Here is a 19,579-nt window from a genome sequence, read left to right as displayed (position 1 = left end):
GGTGTTAAAAATTTTCCTTGTTGACTGAAATATGACGCCAGTGAACAGGAAGGGAGGGGACGTGAATAATAGGAAAACGTTGCTGCTTAATTCTTTTGCTTTATATGGCCGAACGTTGATATTGATGTTTGTCACTTTGTATACCTCGCGTATGGCGCTAAATTCTCTTGGCGTCTCTGATTTTGGTCTCTATAGCCTTGTTAGTAGTGTCATCTTTTTGTTTGCTTTCATTCAAAATGTTTTTTCACTTTCCACGCAAAGATTTCTTACTGTTGAGGTGGCAAAAGAAAGTGAGCAATTTGAAAAAAGGTTTGCCTCTATTATTATTATGTACTTGGGGATCTGTATCCTTGTCTTTTTTTTGGCGGAAACGGTAGGCTTATGGTTTGTTTTGTCGCAAGTGAATTCTTCAACTGTAAGCACTAACGATATCTTCCTGTTGTACCAATTCACAATAATAACACTCCTTTTTCAAATTATGCAGACACCTCTTATGGGATACTTTCTCGCCACGGAAAAGATGTCTTTTTTTGCTAAGGTTGGAGTATTTGATGCTTTTCAACGTTGGTTGATGGTTTTTATATTCTCGTCTTTCGACTTTCAAAATAAAGTTGTTTCTTATTCTTGTCTTGTTCTCATTGGTTTTGTTTTTGTTTTTATTGTGTACGTTTATTTTTGTTCAAAATACGTTCGGTTATATAGAGGGTTTTTCTCAAGAGATATTGACTTGGTCTTTTTAAAGGAGGTTCTGTTATTCTCTCGTTGGCCATTGTTAGGTGCGTTCAGTATTGTAAGTGTTTCCCAATCAATTGCATTCTTAGCTTATTACTTTGTAGGGTTGGTCGCTAATGCTTCTATCTGGTTAGCTGAACAGGTCCTGAACGCCTTTAATCGGGTTACTGGTGCTCTGCAAATGGCCTTTGCTCCGAAAATAATTAAGAGTGGCTCTTTGGGGCATTATGATGAGATGAATTGCTTAATTTTTCTATCTTGCAAGCTGACTGCATTTGCCTCGATATTGTCAGGTGTGCCTGTTTTTGTTTTTGCTGATTTCGTGAGTACTGTATGGCTTGGTGATGTGCCAGATTATCTCCCCGGTTTTATTCGAATTGTCATTGTTTATGCGTTCATTGATTCCTTATCCAATCCTTTTGTTACTGCTATATATACAAAGGGGGAGTTAAAAAGATATCAATTGGTCATATCTCTTATTCTTGGGTTTTCCGTTCTGTTGATGACCGCTTTATTTTTCTTGCATTATTCAATCTATTTTGTTCTTTTTATAAGGGCGCTGTGCGTGCTGATACTGCTCGTGTTAAGAGTTTTGTGGACGCAAAGTATTTTTCCTCTCTGTAATCTGAATGTTTTTTTGGTTAAGCTTCTCCCAAAATTTTTGATTGTGGCAATAATTTCAGTTTTGACTTGTCTTTATATTAAAGATAAGATTCCTGATGGTTATTTTTCTTTGTTAATGGTTTCTTTTTTTAACTTGTTTTTTGTTGCTATAATGTTCTTCTTTATCGTTTTTGATTCTGATGATAGAGCATCATTTCTCAAGTTGCTTAGGAAACTGAAGTACAGTTAGAGGGGGTTGTAATGACAAAGTATGGATTTCTGACTTACGAAAGTGATCTTTACCGTAAAAGAGGGTGGATTAATTTAGGTGATTATGTACAAACCCTTGCCGCCAGGCAGTTTCTCCCTTCGTGTGATATCCCAATTCCACGTGATGCTATAGGTAGTTATCATGGGGAGCCAGTGAAGGTGATAATGAATGCATGGTATATGGACTCACCAGAAAATTTCCCACCCTCCTGTAATGTTTATCCCTTTTATACGTCTGTGCATATCAATGCTTCGGTTGAAAATAAAATATTTTCTGCTGAAACTATTTATCACCTGAAGCAACATGCTCCTATAGGATGCCGGGATTTCTATACGGTAAGCTTGCTCGAGAAATATGGTATACCTGCATATTACTCGGGGTGTATGACTTTGACATTAGGCAAAACATATAAGCGAAATTCCTGCTCGGATGATATTTATTTTGTTGATGTTATGTATGACGCCCTGACACCGTTTGAACTCATGCGGCAACCTCTGCGATTGGCCAAACGAATTCTTAATGGGCGTGTGGCAGAGTTTTTTCATAAGAAAAAGGTTCTTAAGGAATGCTTCGATGCGGAGCTATTAAGGAAAGTCAAAGTAGTGACTCAAATAGTTCCTTACGCTCCCTATGAAGTCGGCATTGAAATGGCTCATGATTTTTTAATAAAACTTTCTTCGGCTAAGTTGGTTGTCACGTCACGTATTCATACCGCATTGCCTTGTTTGGCGATGGGGACACCTGTCATTTTTATCAATGGTGGCTTTAAAAACAAGATAGATAATTGCCGATTTGATGGTCTGCTTGATTTTTTTAATCGAATTGATGTTGATAGTAGAGGGAGGGTGACGAGAAATTTTGGTTTGCCAAACGATAAAATAAATAATGATACAGTTGTCGCGAATGGCGATAAACATCTTGATTATTCATGCTCTTTGATTAGGGATTGTATGAAGTTTATTGATTAGTGTTATTTTAATAATCTTACTAGAGAGTTTTTTGTTGAGTTTTTATTTCTTTTTTAATCATGCTCTATACTGTTTCGTGCGTTATTATTCGCAAGGAAATGTATTGCTTGTTAAGTAAGTGTTTATGTGGATTGTTTTCATTCATTAATGTTTTTTCTTATAGGATTATCTTTAGTTTGTTTTCTTTTTGCTGTTTGACAACCCTGCTTTTTTGATCTTTCCTTAACTGGCGTGCATTCGCATGTTTATTTTTTTATTTATGTTAACTTTTTGATATCTGAAATAAATTTTTAATTTTGAGGATATACTTATGGCTTCTCAAGTTTTGCTGTACCAGAAGGTTGTGGCAGCGATTCAATATGCTGTTCTGGGTCATAGTACTTTTACCGGTCCAGCGGCTTTTGATGCTGATGCTGGCCAAATTCGGACGGGACAAATTACCGCACAGACATACGTGGGTAACCTGCTGGCTTCTGCTGAAGGGCAAGCCTTGTATGGCTCAAGCACTTCATTGGATATTTTAAGAACGGTTTATACCAAGGTTTATGGTACTGCACCGGCTGACAGCGTTCTCCAGGGCATTTTGGGTACTACGTCGCTGAATAGTGCTATCTATAGCGCAATTGATAACTTATTAAACTATAAGCAGTTCGACAGTACTAACCTGGCTGCACAAACCACCCTCGACAACCACGTTGATGCTCTGCTGTATAGTAATTACGGTACTGCGGCGTGGAATCAGTGGAGCGTAGCGCTGGCCAATCAAGAGCAGGTTGCCTCGCTTTATTTGGCTGCTCCTTATCGAGCTGCCGACGCCAGTGGTTTGAGTTTTTGGACTACTTACTTATTGCAGCCAGGAAACACATTCGCGCTTCTGACTCAAAAACTTCTTGCTTCCTCTGAGTTTCAGCAGAAAGGCGCTAACTTAACTGGTGATGCGTTCATCCAGCACATTTTTAATGGTGTGTATGGTGTGAACGCTACTGCTTCTCAACTAGCGACTTATAACGCCTTGGGAACGAACAAATCTGTCATTACGCAGGCTATCATCAATGACTTACGTAACTCGACGGCTACCGATGCCACTACAGTTACGCAACAGCATGCCTTTGAGTACCAGATTGGTACCAGTCTGGTTTACAACACTGCTGCAGCCTTGTCGTCATCTGCTTCCGGTGGTAATGCCATTGGTACGATCAACTCGGGGCTGTCACACCAGATCAGCAATGCTGAAACGGCGGTATTGACTGATGTTCAACTCAATGCGAGCACAGCCAGCCTGGTCAACCTGAAGTTTGCCGATCACCTGGCCAACCTGACTATCAACGGCACCAGCGCGGCTACGGTTAACCTGTCTGATAACGGCGTTAACCCAGGGGTTGCGGTAACGGTCAATAACGGCAACGTGATCCTGAACGCCAGCTCGGGTGCGGATAACGTAGTCGTCACTTCGACGGCAAACATCGCGACCGGCACGGCGAAGTTTAACCTCGGCGCCGGCAACGACAGCCTGCATTGGGCGGGTAACGCCGTCGCCGGCGGGGCCAACACCGTCGCCAATACCGTCAAGGCTGACGGCGGCGCAGGGACGGACTCCATCTCCGCCAACTTCATCACCAAAACCGTGGTGACCAACCAGAACGCCCTGGGCGTTCGTACCAGCACCGTAACCAGTAACGCCAACAACTTCTCGAACTTCGAGCAGATTGATCTGACCGGTTATATCGGCAAGTCTGTTGGTACGCTGATTACGACACCGCTGGTTGGTTCACCGACTACCACTACCGTCACAACACCGACCAACACCTTCGACTTTGGCCTGACCAACGGCACGTCCACGGTGGAAGGCACCACGGGGGGCACTGTCACCCAGAACGCGGCAGCGACCAACCTGGGTGCGCAAGGGTTCGTGATCTCCGGCCTGGCTAACGTCAACGTCATCAACGCCGCCGGCGGTAACGCCGCACAGCTGGAAGTGAAAGGTGACGCGACCTCCGCCAGTACGCTGAACTTCACCTTCGTCCAAAACGCCACCGACCACTTCAACATCAACTTTGATGCGGTGAGCTCGGCGAACGTGAATGCCGGCGCCATCAGCCTGAACAGCAGCAGCAGTGCGCTGTTGGGCACCGCGCTGACGACGGTGAACGTGGCTTCAGGTGGGACCGGTGCGTTCAGCAATATTCTGTCTCTGGCAGGCACCAACGCGCAGGTTCAGAATATCAACGTGACCGGCGACCATGCGTTGAACCTGACCGTGGGCGCGGGATACAGCAACGTGCGCGACATCAATGCCTCTGCCAATACCGGTGGTTTGAACCTGGATTCAAGCCATGCGGGTACCGGTGACGGTATTATCGTGCAACTGCTGAAAGCCTTGCCGTTGAGTGCGGCTACCACGGCGCTGCTGACTCCGCTGCTGAACACGCTGGGTCTGAACGGTTACCAATTGACGGTGGAAGGGACGTCGACGACCGACAGCTTCAACGTGCTGGGTAACACCACGCTGACTGGCGGTAACGGAGCGAATACTTACGATCTGAAATCCAGTAACTCGCAGGCGGGGGTCACCATCACCGACTTCAGCACCGCGAAAGACAAGATCGTCGATGCCGCTTCCGGCCTGACCTTGTCCAATACCGGCACTGCGGTATCAGACTACGGTACTCGCGCTGCAGATACGCTGGATGCGCTGTTGGGATCGTTGGTTGGCGGTCTGACTACCGGCGTCGTCGGCCTGTTGGGCGGCATCCTGGGGCTGAGCAATCCAAACTCGCTGACCGGGAAAGTGGGTGTGGCCTCTGTGGTGTTCAGCGGGACAGGTAACAATGCTGACTCCTATGTGATTATTGACAATAACAATAACCACACGCTGGATGCCAACGATACGGTCATTTACCTGACTGGCCAGAACCACCAGCAATTGGTGGATACTCTGCACTACGCCTAGGGGTAAAGTTGCAATAACAAATAATTCCATGTGGAACTATTTGGGGTTAAATAATGCGGGGGCGTAATCCCCCGCATGTTTAATTTTGTGAGCGGCGTCATCCTCTCTAAGTTATTCCATTTCGTTCTCTTCCCTCCCTGCTTTTATTTTCTCATATCGCATTGTTTTGTTGGGCTTTTGTCAGGCGCGTTGACCGGCTTTTTTTTTATGACCCACCTTGCCGGTTTTCACTTTCTCTACCTATAGTTAACGAAAGTATCTGCAGTCTCGGGCATTTCTTTGGGGTGAGCCTTCTCGGGATAATTCTTTTTTTAGGAATTTCTTTAGGTAGGGGGTCAATGCGGATTGGACTGACAGTGCACATGATGTAAGGGCAGAACGTGAATCAATTTATCCCGCGCAACGAAATTGCGGATGTTATACGTACACGCAGCAAAGTCTTCTGGACCGTTGGTATATTTACTGCGTTTATTAACCTGTTAATGCTGGTTCCTTCCATTTACATGCTCCAGGTTTACGACCGGGTGCTGCCTTCGCGCAATGAAATCACGCTGTTAATGCTGACGCTGATCATGCTGGGGATGTTCGGCATGATGTCCTTGCTGGAATACGTGCGCAGCATGGTGGTGATCCGCATCGGCAGCCAGCTGGACATGCGCCTCAATACGCGCATTTATACGGCGGCTTACGAGGCGAATTTAAAGAACGGCTCGTCCGATGCCGGCCAGATGCTGAGCGATCTGACCAACGTGCGCCAATTCCTGACCGGTAGTGCGCTGTTTGCCTTCTTCGATGCGCCCTGGTTCCCGATCTATCTGCTGGTGATTTTCCTGTTTAACCCTTGGTTGGGGTTGTTCGCCTTGGTGGGCTCCTTGCTGTTGATCGCCCTGGCGGTGATCAACGAAGTGGTGTCGAAGAAGCCGCTGGCGGATGCCAGCCGGCTTTCAATCATGTCAGGCAATCTGGCCAGCACGAATTTGCGCAATGCCGAAGTGATCGAAGCACTGGGGATGCTGCCTAACCTGAAGGGACGCTGGTTCGGTTTACACCAGCGCTTCCTGAATAGTCAGCGTATCGCCAGCGAGCGGGCATCGCGGGTGACATCGATCACTAAGTTTGTGCGTTTGTCGCTCCAGTCGCTGGTTTTGGGGCTGGGGGGCTGGCTGGCGATCGATGGGCACATCACGCCGGGCATGATGATCGCCGGTTCCATCTTGATGGGGCGCACGCTGGCGCCGATCGAGCAAGTGATTAACGTATGGAAAAGCTGGAGCTCCGCCAAGCTGGCTTATCAGCGTCTGGTGCGCCTGCTGGAACAGCATCCGCCTCGCGGTACCGGCATGTCGCTGCCGCGGCCAGAAGGGGTGGTTTCCGTTGAAGGGGTGACCGCTACGCCGCCGGGCTCGAAGGGGAGCGCGGTATTGCATAACGTCAGTTTCGCCGTTCAGCCGGGAGACGTGCTGGGGATTATTGGGCCAAGCGCCTCCGGCAAATCGACGCTGGCGCGTCTATTGGTCGGCATCTGGCCGGTCAGTGAAGGCATCGTGCGACTGGACAATGCCGACATCTACCAGTGGAACAAGGACGAGTTGGGGCCCTATATCGGTTATCTGCCGCAGGATATTGAACTGTTCGCCGGCAGCATCGCGGAGAACATCGCCCGCTTCAACGAGCTGGACTCGGAGAAAGTGATTGAGGCCGCCAAGTTGGCCGGCGTGCATGAGCTGATTCTGCGCTTCCCCAATGGCTATGATTCGGTGATCGGCAGCGGTGGCGCCGGGTTGTCCGGCGGCCAGAAACAGCGTATCGGTTTGGCGCGTGCGCTGTATGGCGATCCGTCTCTTATCGTGCTGGATGAACCCAACTCCAATCTGGACGATGCCGGTGAGCGGGCGTTGAACCAGGCCATTACGTTCCTTAAACAGCGCAATAAAACGGTGATCCTGATTACTCACCGCACCAATCTGCTGGCGATGACCAACAAGCTGTTGCTGCTGGTTAACGGGAACGTCAATGCATTTGGCCCAACGCAGCAGGTATTGCAGGCCCTGGCGAATGCGCAAAAAGCGCAGGTGCCTCCGCAGGCGGTGCGTGCGGTGAACTCCGAGCCGGATGAAGGCGATATCCCTAAAACTCAAACTAATTAAGCCGTGAACTCGCCTGGCGGCGCCGTTGCGTCGCCGGCAGTCAAAGGAGTTGGTATGTCTACGCATATTGGCGAGCCGCATGACTCGTACTCAGAACAGATCCCGTTGGATGAGCGTCGTTATACCCGCCTGGGGTGGTTGGCGCTGGGAGTGGGCGTGTTCGGCTTCTTGGCCTGGGCGGCGTTTGCGCCTCTGGATAAAGGGGTGGCGTCGCCGGGCTCGGTAACCGTTTCCGGCAATCGTAAAACGGTGCAGGCTCCGGCCAGTGGCATCATCAAAAATATCGCGGTGAAAGACGGCGATAAGGTGAAAGCCGGCGAGGTGCTGGTGCAACTGAGCCAGGTGCAGGCGCAAGCGCAGGTCGATTCGCTGCGCGATCAGTACTACACCACCTTGGCTACCGAAGGGCGCCTGCTTGCTGAACGGGACGGGCTGGGCAATGTCACGTTTTCCCCGATCTTCGCCAAGATCAAGGATCAGCCGCGCGTCGCGGAGATTATTGCGCTGCAAACGCAGCTGTTCGCTTCCCGCCGCCAAGGGCTGCAAAGTGAAATCGACGGCTATAAGCAGTCGATGGACGGGATCCGCTTCCAGTTGAAAGGCCTGCAGGATTCGCGTGCCAACAAACAGATCCAGCTTTCCAGTTTGCGTGAACAGATGAATAGCATGAAGCAGTTGGCCGCGGATGGATATCTGCCGCGTAACCGCTACCTGGAAATTCAACGCCAGTTCGCCGAGGTGAACAGCAGTATCGACGAAACCGTCGGGCGGATTGGCCAATTGCAAAAGCAACTGCAGGAATCTCAGCAACGCATCGATCAGCGCTTTGCAGATTATCAGCGCGAGGTCAGAACGCAGCTGGCGCAAACCCAAATGGACGCCAGCGAGTTCCGCAACAAGCTGCAAATGGCCGATTTCGATCTGGGCAACACTGCCATCACCTCACCGGTGGACGGCACCGTGGTCGGATTGAATATCTTCACTCAGGGGGGCGTCGTGGGAGCGGGTGACCACCTGATGGACGTTGTGCCCAGCCAGGCGACTTTGGTGGTGGATTCTCGCCTCAAAGTCGACCTGATCGATAAGGTGTACAACGGGTTGCCGGTGGATCTGATGTTTACCGCCTTCAACCAAAACAAAACCCCGAAAATTCCGGGAACGGTCACGTTGGTTTCCGCCGACCGTCTGGTCGACAAAACCAATGGCGAACCTTACTACCAGATGCAGGTCACGGTCTCGCCGGAGGGCATGAAAATGCTCAGTGGCGAGGACATCAAGCCGGGGATGCCGGTGGAGGTGTTCGTGAAAACGGGGTCGCGCTCGCTGCTGAGCTATCTGTTTAAACCTATTTTGGATCGCGCTCATACTTCATTAACCGAGGAATAATTTTGATTCATTCAAAACGACAGGCTGCCGGTCTGGTTATCGGCACCCTTTTGTTTGCGATGTCTGCGCCGGTTTATTCGATAGGGATTTTAGACGCATATTCGCTGGCATTAGAAAAGGACCCGACTTTTCGGGCGGCTATAAAAGAGAAAGAAGCGGGAGATGAAAACGAAAATATCGGCAGGGCGGGGCTGCTGCCGAAGGTATCGCTGAATTACCAGAATTCGCCGCGTAACTGGCAAACCCAGAAATATCCACAAAGCGACTTCTTTGGCAACATTACGGAAGCGACGCGGCGCCAGCAGTACCGCAGCTACTCCAGCTCGGTGACGCTGACGCAGCCGCTGTTCGATTATGAGGCCTATGCGCGTTATAAAGGCGGCGTGGCGCAGACGATGATGTCGGATGAGCGCTATCGCGGCAAACTGCTCGATCTGGCGGTGAGGGTGATCAGCGCGTATGTCGAAGTGGCCTATGCCAAAGATCAAATCGCCTTGGCCGAGGCGCAGAAAGCAGCCTATAAAGAACAGTTGGCGTTGAACGATCGTCTGATGAGCGCGGGTGAGGGGACCCTGACCGACGTCTCCGAAACGCAGGCGCGCTACAGCCTGGCAGAGGCGCAGGTGATAGAAGCGCGCGACGCGCTGGACGCTGCGCAGCGTGAGCTGGAGGTGATCATCGGCGTGCCGTTGAATCAATTGGATGAGCTGCAGAGCTTACGGCCAGGGCAATTCAAGGTGGCGCCGCTGATCCCGTCGAAGTTTGAAGAGTGGCAAAAGATCGCCCTGGAAAACAACCCAGTGCTGGCCGCCTCGCGCCATGGCGTCGATGCGGCGAAATACGAAGTGGAGAGAAATCGCGCCGGCTTTATGCCGAACGTGCAACTTTACGCTTCGCATTCGGAAAACGACTCCAGTAGCGATAACACGGTTAACCAGAAATATCGTACCGACAGCATCGGCGTGCAGGTGAGCCTGCCGATATACTCCGGCGGCGGCGTGGCGGCCTCCACCCGGCAGGCCGCGGCGCGCTACGGCCAGGCGATGGCCGAAATGGACACGCAAGTCGGCACGACGCTGAACGATCTGCGCAAGCAGTTCAATCTGTGCATCAGCAGTCGTGCCAAACTGGCGGCCTACGAATTGGCGGTGAAGTCGGCGACTACGCAGGTGACGGCGACCCGGCAGAGCGTGTTGGCGGGGCAGCGCGTCAACGTCGATGTGCTCAACGCCGAACAGCAGCTCTACAGCGCCCAACGTGACTTGGCCTCCGCCAAATACACCTATATCAAGTCTTGGATTACCCTGTTGAGCGATTCCGGCACCTTGGACGAGAAGGATGTGCTGCGCGTCGCGCAATATTTTTCTGCAGGACGCTGAACAATAATTCGGCGAACAGGTTGCCAACCCTAAGTATAAATCTGAAAGAGCAGTTCAAAGCTGCTCTTTTTTGTGTTTATACGTTATGTTATCGCTTGATTGGCGAGGTGAGATAAAAATAGCCTCCCTGTCTTATATAAGCCTTATGAAGTCAGATGTGGTGATGTGTTAACACGCCTTATCGCCGCTTGGTATGCGATGTTTGCCTGGTGACAAACATCGTAGTAGTGACCATTAATGGCAACAAGTGGACGCATACATCAGTGATTGGTAACTGGAAGCCAAGGGCGGTAGCGTTGTATTTTTTAATTTATTGATTCTTATGGCTTTTGTTTTTTCGATTTGATGCTGTCAGTGCCAGGGCCTCACTCGGAGTGCTGGAGCCATGTTGTATAATAGTAAGTCACGTTCCTGATATTAACATTATGTCCTCAGGTTATTCTTATTATTGGTTTGAAAAATCTTACCAGTCATTTGCAGGGTTTTGAGAATTATCACATTAACAATTTTAAAGATTATTTTCGAACGCACTGATTTTCCTATTTCTTATCAAAAATAATAGTTATTAAAGCTCATGTTGAAATAACAGATTAGCGAAGGGTTAAATTATGTCCAAGATAGTCCCGGTAATTATGGCCGGAGGAACGGGTAGCCGCTTATGGCCTTTGTCTCGAGAATCTTTTCCTAAACAATTTCTGTCGATTGACGATAGTGGTTTAAGCCTATTGCAGCAGACGTTGGTGCGCTTGCAGAATGCTTCCAATCTAGAGATTGCGGCACCTTTAGTGATATGTAACGAAGAGCACCGTTTTTTGGTCGCAGAACAGTTGCGTGAGATCGGCCAACTGGGGACAAATATAATTTTGGAACCTATGGGGCGGAATACTGCACCAGCTGTGGCTTTGGCGGCTCATCTGGCGGCAGAAGAAGCCTTTGACGGTATGCTCTTGGTATTGGCTGCCGATCATTTGATCACGAAAGTGAGCAATTTTCATGAGGCAATCAATACGGCTACTCAGTTTGCCACACAAGATCGGCTGGTGACGTTTGGTATTATCCCTCAGCATCCAGAGACGGGTTATGGGTATATTAGACGTGGTGACAGCCTCTCCAAGGAGTGCTTCAAAGTTGATGCCTTTGTTGAGAAGCCTTGTCTGGAAAAAGCAAAAGAATATGTCGCTTCCGGCGATTATAGCTGGAACAGCGGCATGTTTATGTTCAAGACGGAGAAATTTCTCAGCGAGCTGGAAAAATTTAGCCCGGAGATTTACCAAGCGACTAAAAAATCAGTCATGGAGAGCCAACGCGATATGAATTTCATTCGCGTGGAGCAAGAAACCTTCCAATGCTGCCCGAGTGACTCCATTGACTATGCCGTGATGGAAAAAACCCAGGATGCCGTTGTGATCCCGATCGATGCAGGATGGAGTGATGTCGGATCGTGGTCGTCATTGTGGGATGTATCTGCAAAGGACCATTCGGGAAATGTGAATGTTGGGGAGGTTATCTCCATTGATTCAAATAACAATTACATATCTTCTGACTCTGCTCTGGTGGCTACGATAGGGTTGCATGACATGGTTGTTGTTACGACCAGCGATGCCGTGCTTATTGCTACCAAAGATAAGGTTCAAGAGGTAAAGAAAATCGTCGAGGAACTGAAAAAGCGCAATCTTCATCATTTCCGGCAACATTCCTCCTCTTACCGTCCGTGGGGGAAAATTTGCGATATCGACAGTGGCGTTCACTTCCAGGTAAAAAAAATCATCGTGCGCCCTGGCGAGGGGCTTTCGCTACAACGCCATTTACACCGTGCGGAGCATTGGGTAGTGGTTAGCGGAACGGCGAAAGTGAATGTCGATGATAAAGAGTTCTTTCTGTCCGAAAATCAGTCAACTTTTATTCCTGCTGGCAGCGTGCACACATTGGAAAATCCAGGGAAAATCAATCTGGAAATGATTGAAGTCAGATCGGGACGCTATCTGGAAGAGGATGATATCGAACGATTACACGATCGATATGGCAGAACCTAATTAAGGAATCTTTGATGAAAAAGTTGACGTGTTTTAAAGCCTATGACATTCGCGGAAAACTGGGCGAAGAACTGAATGAGGACATCGCGTACCGTATTGGGCGCGCCTACGGCGAGTATTTGAAGCCCAAGTCTATCGTATTGGGCAGCGATGTACGCTTGACTAGCGAAAGCCTGAAACTGGCGCTGGCGAAAGGCTTACAGGATGCGGGCTCCGACGTTATCGACATCGGTTTAACCGGTACCGAAGAAATCTATTTCGCCACGACTTATTTGAAAACGGATGGTGGCGTGGAAGTGACCGCCAGCCATAACCCTATCGATTATAACGGTATGAAGTTGGTGCGCGAAGGCTCTCGCCCAATTAGCGGCGATTCCGGATTACGAGCGATCCAAGAGCTGGCGGAAAAAAATCAGTTTCAGACGCTGGCAGCAACAGCAACGCGCGGCAGCTACGTACGGCAGGATGTGTTAGGGGCTTATGTAGAGCACATTCTTTCCTATATCGATGTGAACAACTTCAAACCGTTGAAGTTGGTGATAAATTCGGGCAATGGTGCGGCAGGGCATGTGATCGATGCCATTGAGGCGCAACTGAAGGCACAAGGCGTACCATTGGAGTTTATCAAGGTACATCACCAGCCGGACGGCACTTTCCCCAATGGTATTCCAAATCCACTGCTGCCAGAGTGTCGCGCTGATACCGCCGATGCGGTGCGCGAGTATGGCGCTGATATGGGGATCGCGTTCGACGGTGATTTCGATCGTTGCTTCCTGTTTGATGAAAAAGGCGATTTCATCGAAGGCTATTACATCGTCGGGTTACTGGCGGAGGCTTTCCTGCAGAAACAGCCAGGGGCGAAGATTATCCATGATCCGCGTCTGAGCTGGAACACCATAGATGTGGTCACCGACGCGGGGGGCGTACCCGTGATGTCGAAAACCGGCCATGCTTTCATTAAGGAACGTATGCGTGCGGAAGATGCCATTTATGGCGGAGAGATGAGCGCCCACCACTATTTCCGAGATTTTGCTTATTGTGACAGTGGCATGATTCCGTGGCTGCTGGTTGCCGAACTGGTCAGCGTGAAGGGACAAACTCTGGGGCAGCTGGTTCAGGATCGTATTGCTGCCTATCCGTCTTCTGGTGAGATCAATATTAAACTGTCGAATCCAGAAATTTCGATTGAGGGTGTTAAAAAACATTATATTTCTAAAGCAAGTTCGGTCGATTATACCGATGGTGTAACCATTGAATTCCCAGAGTGGCGTTTCAACCTACGCTCCTCAAATACAGAGCCTGTGGTTCGGCTTAACGTTGAATCTAGAAATAATAAGAAATTGATGGAAGAAAAGGTTAAGGAAGTTTTGAATCTATTGATTTTATAATTTAAAGGGTGCGCTTTTATTACATAGTAATTGCGCATCATTTTAATAAGAGTAATTTTATTATGAAAATACAGCATCAGCGGGCGCATTCCAAAGCAAATGCATCTCTCATATCGATGGTTCAGCGTTTTTCTGATATCTCTATTATTTTCTTTGGTGGATTTGTTGTAAGTAAAATAAATGGGTTTAACTTTAACTATGAGGCTATTTTGGTTGCGCTCATAGCGTTAGTCGCTTTTCAAATGATAGGCGGCATAACAGATTTTTATCGCTCTTGGCGTGGCGGGAAATTTTCATCAGAACTTCGGCTTATACTTAAAAATTGGACGCTAAGTTTAGTGGTTACTGCCGGTATCACGTCGTTCATGCCGAGTTCTAGCTTTACATTCGAAGTTTTCTTATACTGGTATCTTTCTGTATGCCTCGGGTTTACATTCTGTCGTTCTGCAATCCGTTTTTTGGTTGGGATGATTAGAAATTTGGGATATAACAATCGTAAGGTAGCTGTTGCGGGTTCGATGCCTATTGGTGTCAGATTGCTAAAAAATTTTAAAGAAGAACCTTGGTTAGGATTTATCGTTGAAGGTATATACGATGATGTACAAAGTCACGATGATAATGAAATAACGTACTGCGGTGACCTAGATAAACTGATCGAGGATGCTCGTCAGGGGCGACTTGATTATGTATACATCGCAATGAAAATGAGCGAAGAGCATAAATTCAAGAAGATACTCAGCAAGTTAACAGATACAACTTGTTCTGTTATGTTTATTCCTGATGTCTTTACGTTTAATATTTTGCAATCAAGAACTGAAGAGGTGAATGGGGTTCCCGTTGTTCCATTATTTGACACTCCGCTAAATGGAATAAATAAAGTTTTTAAAAGGGCTGAGGACATTATTCTGTCGATGCTGATATTGATATTTATCTCACCGGTACTGGCTTTGATCGCTTTCGCTGTCAAGTTCACGTCTCATGGTCCTGTTATATTTCGACAAACACGGTATGGCATGGATGGTAAACCTATCAAGGTTTGGAAGTTTAGATCTATGACTGTCATGGAAAATAATGACGTAGTTATTCAGGCAAAGAAAGGGGATGCCAGGGTGACTAAAGTAGGTGCATTCTTACGACGTACCTCTTTAGATGAGCTGCCGCAATTTTTCAATGTGCTTATTGGTGGAATGTCGATCGTTGGACCTAGGCCGCATGCTGTGGCACACAACGAACAATATAGAAATCTTATCGAAGGTTATATGCTCCGACACAAAGTCAAGCCAGGAATAACTGGCTGGGCTCAAATTAATGGCTGGCGGGGAGAAACTGACACTTTGGATAAAATGCAAAAGCGAGTAGAATATGATCTTGAATATATCCGAGACTGGAGTATTTGGTTAGATCTTAAAATAATTTTCCTTACTGTATTTAAAGGTTTTATACATAAGTCGGCTTATTAATTGATATGACCGATAATGTGGGTGTCAAAGTGGTGGCTAGTTGCTAGTCACTACTTTGATGTTAAATGTTACAGACAGCTCTCCTGATTATCTCCCCCCATCTTTTCCCTCATCTTCTTAATACTTCCCATTCTTTTTTTGACATGTTTCATGGGCATATGGTACGAGAGTGTTTTAAAGTAAAGTGATACTATTGTATTGATTTTAATTTATCCTCGTATCTGTGTTTAAGTCTGATTTTCAGGTTGAAAGAGGATAGCAGTGGCTAGCGAGTCTCTGTCATCAATGAATAATAAAAACCAGAACTAATCTGATGTTTATCATCACTAATCCCACTAGAATAAGAGCACATCCTACAGGTAGCATCTAGGCTTAGACGTGAACAAAGGAGCTTGCATGACAATTTTAGTCACCGGTGGAGCCGGTTACATCGGATCTCATACCGTTTTATCTCTGCTAGAGCGTGGCGAAGATGTGGTGGTGTTGGACAATCTGTCGAATTCTTCCGCGGAATCGTTACACCGCGTGGAAAAGCTGACGGGGAAAGCGGCGGTGTTCTATCAAGGCGATGTCCAGGATGAGGAATGCCTGCATCGGATCTTTGAAGCGCACCCGATTACGGCCGTCATTCACTTCGCCGGCCTCAAAGCAGTGGGAGAGTCAACGCGCAAACCGATTGAGTATTATCAGAATAATGTCACCGGCACGCTAGTACTGTTGGATGCTATGCGCCGTGCCGGCGTACATGATTTCATCTTCAGTTCCTCCGCCACTGTTTATGGTGCCAACTCGCCGGTGCCCTACGTCGAGACTACGCCAATTGGTGGCACGACCAGCCCTTATGGCACGTCTAAGCTGATGGTAGAGCAGATCCTGCAGGATTTCGCCAAGGCTGAGCCGCAATTTTCGATTATTGCTTTACGCTACTTTAACCCGGTTGGAGCCCATGAATCGGGCTTGATCGGCGAAGATCCTAACGGTATTCCCAATAACCTGCTGCCTTACATCTCGCAGGTAGCGATCGGTAAGTTAGATAAACTGGGGATTTTCGGTGGAGATTACCCGACGAAAGACGGTACGGGTGAGCGTGACTACATTCATGTTATGGATCTGGCCGAAGGCCATCTGAAAGCGATGGATCATCTGCCGAAGATCAATGGGTTTAAGGCCTACAACCTGGGGGCTGGCGTAGGGCATTCTGTACTGGCGATGGTTCAGGCGTTTGAGAAAGCATCTGGGGTAACAATCCCTTACCAAATATTGCCGCGCCGCGAAGGCGATCTACCCGCGTTTTGGGCGAATGCCGATCTGGCTTATCAGGAGCTGGGTTGGAAAGTGAGCCGGAGTCTCGATGACATGATGCGTGATACTTGGAACTGGCAGAAGAAAAATCCTAAGGGTTTTCAGCGCTGAACCCGCAATTTGGCCCTGCCGTTTATCGGAAAGGATAAATGAAAGGGCCCAAACGGCCATTGGGTAATCAGTAAGCAATGCTTGATAAATTGTAAGCAGTCCCTTAGATAATATGCGATATTTTCTGCTGAATTTTATCGTTTTTCATTTTAAAACAAGATATTAAAACAAGCTTCTGGACGGCGGTCGCAAAGATTTTGCGTATTTTTTTACGTTACGGTGTCGGATGTTTTTGCAAATTGTGCTAGTCTCTCAAACCTTCGCGGACCCTATATTATTTCTGTCATATGCACGCGAGTTTGTTTAAGGTTCGTTCAAAAAGACCTCAAACGTGAAGTGTAAACTCGGTGGCGGCGCGTGTTTATAAACATAATTCTAGGTCTCTGGGTAACGTTTTTCGTGAGTAAATTTCTAATGAAAGTGATAGAGACGCAGGTTGAAGGTGTAAAGCTGATTGAACCCAAAGTGTTTGGCGACCAGCGTGGTTTTTTCTTGGAAACATTCCAAAAAAGTCGATATCAGGAGTTGCTCGGCATTGATGCGGAGTTCGTACAAGATAACCACTCCCGTTCAGCGCGTGGTGTCTTGCGGGGATTGCATTTTCAAACGGCAAAACCGCAAGGTAAGTTGGTGAGGGTGGTACGCGGCGAGGTCTACGATGTGGTCGTCGATATTCGTCCCGAGTCGCCGACGTTCAAAAAGTGGGTTGGCGTCTACCTGTCCGAAGAGAACAAAAACCAGCTTTGGGTTCCGCCTGGTCTCGCCCATGGTTTTGTCGTAGTTTCGGACTCGGCTGATTTTGAATATAAATGCACTGATTACTATGATCCAAGTAATGAGGGGTGCCTGCTGTGGAACGATCCGGAAGTAGGTGTCGAATGGCCAGTCAGCGAGCCGCTGTTGTCGCCAAAGGATCTGCAGGGAAAACTGTTTAGAGAGCTTTTTTAATGCGTGTACTTTTGACCGGTGCTGCAGGGCAGTTGGGGCGCTGTATTATCGATCGTTTCCCTGCCAATTGGACCCTGGTGGCGATGGACAGCCAGCAATTGGATATCGCGGACTCCGCCGCCGTCTCGGCGACGGTTGAGCAGCTAGTACCGGATGCCATTATCAATGCTGCGGCTTATACTGCGGTGGATAAAGCGGAATCAGAACCTGAAAAGGCTCGGGCAATCAATGCGTTCGGCCCCGGCTTCCTCGCTGCTGCGGCGGCGAAGTTAGACATTCCTTTCATACACATCTCGACCGATTACGTCTTTGACGGCACTTCATCGGAACCGTATTGTGAAGAGACACCTTGTTCGCCCAAGAGCGTTTACGGGCAGACGAAACTCGAGGGTGAGCGGGCAGCATTACAAGCTAATCCGAAAACCGTCGTGATCAGAACGGCCTGGGTTTTCAGCGAGTACGGCAACAACTTCGTGAAAACCATGCTGCGAGTCGGCGCGCAGAGAGGGGAGTTGGGCGTGGTGAGCGACCAGTTCGGCTGCCCAACCTATGCGGGAGATATTGCAGCGACGGTCATCGCTATGCTGTCCCATCCTCAATTGCCTTATGGCATCTATCATTACTGCGGCGATAACGCCGTTTCATGGTTCGATTTTGCTTGCGCTATCTTTCGGGAGGCGGAAACATCTGCTCGTTACCCGCATAAGGTGGGTGTCAAACCTATCGCAACCCATGAATATCCAACGCCCGCATCCAGGCCAGCGTATTCGATTCTGAGCACCAGCAAGATTTGTGCGCTGGATCTGAAGCCTAGCCCATGGGAACAGCAGCTTAAAACTGTAATCCAGAAGATATTATCTCAGTGATAATCCTTCAAATGGATGAGATTAAAGGGGATAATGCTATCCCCTTTGGCGTTTTTGCATGTTGATGAAATGTTAACAGCGCTTATGGGCCTGACGTTCAGTCTTTTAACCACCCTAATGGCATGACTTTGTGACTGCGGTAAATTACGGGTTTAGGAACTAGATACAGCATGGCTGTAGACCAAGAAAAATCTCAATTTCAGATCGTTGCATCTATCGTTTTATTCAACCACAGCTATGAGCAGGTGGCGGGTACCTTGACGTCTCTTTTGGCGGAGCGCTGCGTTGATAAGATTATTCTGGTCAATAATGGCGGTGCCGATTGGGCCGATGCCTTGAATAATACCCGTATCAGCTGCATCTCTGCTAAAGGAAATGGCGGATTTGGTCACGGGCACAACCTGGCGATGGAGCGTTACCTTGACTCCTGCGAGTATTTTTTGATCTGCAACCCGGATATCAGTTTTGAAGTCGGCGCGTTGGCGGGTTTGCATCAGTTCGCCAGCGAAGGGAAGCATCAGTTTGTCTCTCCGCGGATACATTACAGTGATGGCCGCTTTCAGTACAGTTGCCGATTGCTGCCGACGCCGGCAAATCTGCTGTTGCGCCGCTTTATCCCCCGTTTAGGGGCTAAGATGGATGCAGCCTATGAGCTCCAGGCTGCTGATTATGATTCAACGTTTGCCGTACCGACCGTTTCAGGGTGTTTCATGCTGATAGCGTCACCGTTGCTGAAAAAGTTGGGTGGATTTGACGAGCGCTTTTTCATGTATATGGAAGATGTCGATCTCTGTCGCCGGGCTTTGCCGCATAGCGACATCATCTACTTTTCGGGAGCGCAAATCACACATGTCTTCGGCAAAGGGTCTTATAAAAATCTGGTGCTGCTGGGCCATCATTTACGCTCTGCCGTTGCCTACTTTTGCAAGTGGGGGTGGTTTTTTGATCGTCAGCGCCGCCACTATAACCAGCAATGCTTAAAGAGCATTCCTATGAAAGAAAACGGTCGCAAGCGGTAGCATACATCGCGAGAAA

At 48.3% G+C, this 19,579-nt stretch carries 13 protein-coding genes; all 13 read left to right on the top strand.

Features of this window, described 5'->3' with window-relative positions; all coding sequences use genetic code 11:
• The first annotated feature begins 61 nt into the window (after positions 1-61).
• The 13 genes from ACJ8M3_RS10155 (at position 62) to ACJ8M3_RS10095 (ending at position 19,563) form a co-directional block, all read left to right on the top strand.
• Positions 62-1,585, top strand: coding sequence for a hypothetical protein (locus ACJ8M3_RS10155; RefSeq protein WP_145957719.1), 1,524 nt, complete (start codon positions 62-64; stop codon positions 1,583-1,585).
• Positions 1,586-1,596: 11 nt separating this feature from the next.
• On the top strand, positions 1,597-2,574 hold the full coding sequence (locus ACJ8M3_RS10150) for a polysaccharide pyruvyl transferase family protein (RefSeq protein WP_089196814.1): 978 nt from the start codon (positions 1,597-1,599) through the stop codon (positions 2,572-2,574).
• A 310-nt stretch (positions 2,575-2,884) separates the two neighbouring features.
• Positions 2,885-5,524, top strand: a complete 2,640-nt coding sequence (locus ACJ8M3_RS10145) for a beta strand repeat-containing protein (RefSeq protein ID WP_089196815.1) — start codon at positions 2,885-2,887, stop codon at positions 5,522-5,524.
• Positions 5,525-5,904: 380 nt separating this feature from the next.
• Complete coding sequence (locus tag ACJ8M3_RS10140) at positions 5,905-7,671, top strand: type I secretion system permease/ATPase (RefSeq protein WP_033650615.1); 1,767 nt, start codon at positions 5,905-5,907, stop codon at positions 7,669-7,671.
• Between the two features lie 54 nt (positions 7,672-7,725).
• Complete coding sequence (locus tag ACJ8M3_RS10135) at positions 7,726-9,057, top strand: HlyD family type I secretion periplasmic adaptor subunit (RefSeq protein WP_042784051.1); 1,332 nt, start codon at positions 7,726-7,728, stop codon at positions 9,055-9,057.
• Positions 9,058-9,059: 2 nt separating this feature from the next.
• Entirely contained in the window at positions 9,060-10,436 is a 1,377-nt protein-coding gene (locus tag ACJ8M3_RS10130) for a TolC family outer membrane protein (RefSeq protein WP_089194479.1), read from the top strand.
• A 608-nt stretch (positions 10,437-11,044) separates the two neighbouring features.
• Positions 11,045-12,469 carry a mannose-1-phosphate guanylyltransferase/mannose-6-phosphate isomerase gene (locus tag ACJ8M3_RS10125; protein WP_089194480.1) on the top strand — a complete coding sequence of 475 codons (1,425 nt, stop codon included), beginning with the start codon at positions 11,045-11,047 and terminating at the stop codon, positions 12,467-12,469.
• Positions 12,470-12,483: 14 nt separating this feature from the next.
• The gene (cpsG, locus tag ACJ8M3_RS10120; RefSeq protein ID WP_089196816.1) at positions 12,484-13,857 is read left to right on the top strand and encodes a phosphomannomutase CpsG; all 1,374 of its coding nucleotides are present in this window, start codon (positions 12,484-12,486) and stop codon (positions 13,855-13,857) included.
• A 62-nt stretch (positions 13,858-13,919) separates the two neighbouring features.
• Entirely contained in the window at positions 13,920-15,317 is a 1,398-nt protein-coding gene (gene wcaJ / locus ACJ8M3_RS10115; RefSeq protein ID WP_089195471.1) for an undecaprenyl-phosphate glucose phosphotransferase, read from the top strand.
• 396 nt (positions 15,318-15,713) lie between these two features.
• Complete coding sequence (gene galE / locus ACJ8M3_RS10110) at positions 15,714-16,730, top strand: UDP-glucose 4-epimerase GalE (protein ID WP_089196817.1); 1,017 nt, start codon at positions 15,714-15,716, stop codon at positions 16,728-16,730.
• Between the two features lie 414 nt (positions 16,731-17,144).
• The gene (gene rfbC, locus ACJ8M3_RS10105) at positions 17,145-17,678 is read left to right on the top strand and encodes a dTDP-4-dehydrorhamnose 3,5-epimerase (RefSeq protein WP_004938850.1); all 534 of its coding nucleotides are present in this window, start codon (positions 17,145-17,147) and stop codon (positions 17,676-17,678) included.
• Positions 17,678-18,544: a dTDP-4-dehydrorhamnose reductase gene (rfbD, locus tag ACJ8M3_RS10100; RefSeq protein ID WP_089196818.1), complete on the top strand. Its 867-nt coding sequence runs from the start codon at positions 17,678-17,680 to the stop codon at positions 18,542-18,544. The genes rfbC and rfbD overlap by 1 nt, the downstream gene beginning before the upstream one ends.
• A 170-nt stretch (positions 18,545-18,714) precedes the next feature.
• Entirely contained in the window at positions 18,715-19,563 is an 849-nt protein-coding gene (locus tag ACJ8M3_RS10095; RefSeq protein ID WP_089196819.1) for a glycosyltransferase family 2 protein, read from the top strand.
• Positions 19,564-19,579 lie beyond the last annotated feature (16 nt).

It is taken from the genome of Serratia sp. CY55921 (genome assembly GCF_052167655.1).
Classification (GTDB): domain Bacteria; phylum Pseudomonadota; class Gammaproteobacteria; order Enterobacterales; family Enterobacteriaceae; genus Serratia; species Serratia ureilytica.
This window is presented reverse-complemented; position numbering and strand designations above follow the sequence as displayed.